The organism is Hyphomicrobium sp. NDB2Meth4, from assembly GCF_900117445.1.
Taxonomy (GTDB): domain Bacteria; phylum Pseudomonadota; class Alphaproteobacteria; order Rhizobiales; family Hyphomicrobiaceae; genus Hyphomicrobium_A.
In genome coordinates this window covers 1-1,161 of sequence record NZ_FPEJ01000017.1, presented here as the reverse complement: position 1 = coordinate 1,161, position 1,161 = coordinate 1, and the positions used below count along the sequence as shown (strand labels likewise).

At 61.7% G+C, this 1,161-nt stretch carries 1 protein-coding gene; it reads left to right on the top strand.

From position 1 onward, the window contains the following. A partial coding sequence (locus NDB2M4_RS19730; RefSeq protein WP_072378410.1) for an IS110 family RNA-guided transposase occupies positions 1 to 903 on the top strand: 903 nt, incomplete at its 5' end. Positions 904 to 1,161: the final 258 nt, after the last annotated feature.

Genomic DNA, 1,161 nt, shown 5'->3' with positions numbered 1-1,161 from the left:
GCCAAGCTAGAGCCGTGCCTCGTCGGCATCGAGGCCTGCGCGACCGCGCATCACTGGGCCCGCACGATCGAGAAGCTCGGCCATCGGGTCCGGCTCATGCCGCCGGCATACGTAAAGCCCTATGTGAAGACCCAGAAGAACGATGCAGCCGATGCCGAAGCGATCTGCGAAGCAGTTACGCGGCCGAACATGCGGTTTGCCGAGACGAAGACCGTTGAGCAGCAGAGCGTTCTGGTACTGCATAGAACCAGAGCCACGCTGATCACGCATCGCACCCGGATGGGCAACACGATCCGAGCGCACCTCGCGGAGTTCGGTATCACCGAGAGCATCGGCCGGATCGGCCTCTCTCGACTGATCGACATGATCGTCTCCGGTGAAGATGCTCGCATAACCGATGTGACTCGCCGGGCACTGATGTGCCTAGTCGGTCAGTATCGCCTGTTACAGAACCAGATCCTCGAGCTCGACCGGCAGGTAATAGCCTGGCACAGGTCGAATGAGGCGAGCAGGCGTCTCGCCACGATCCCCGGCATTGGCCCCCTTGCGGCGAGCGCGCTCGTCGCCTCCGTCGGCGACGCTTCGAACTTCAAGAACGGTAGGAGTTTTGCAGCCTTCATCGGTCTGGTGCCGAAGCAATCATCGAGCGGCGGTAAAGAGCGTCTAGGCAGGATATCAAAGCGTGGCGACCACTACCTGCGATGGCTACTCGTCGTCGGTGGCCTAGCAGTAATCCGATACGCGCAGCGTCACGGTACGCGACGGCCGTGGCTGCTCAAGCTTCTGCAACGGCGCACGACCAAGATCGCTGCCGTCGCCCTGGCAAACAAGATAGCGCGGATCGCATGGGTGCTAATGGCGCGCGGCGGTGCGTACCACGAACCAGTGCCACAGGCCGCATAGGAACGAGCGAGCCCATCCGGGCGCGCTTCACGAGGTTGGAGAGGGCAAAAGGTAAGTCATGCAGTAACGGTCGACCACCGAGATCAGCAAAACCCAATTGTCCCAGGGCGCCTCGAGCGCGTGCTTTTGATCGGGAGCTGATCTTGCGGATAGCATGAAGGCCATCGGTGTTCGCGCCGAGCAAAAAGGCCGGACACATGGGCGCTACCGACCAGCTCTGCGCGACAGACCAGAAAGTCCTTGCCAACGGGGTGCCGT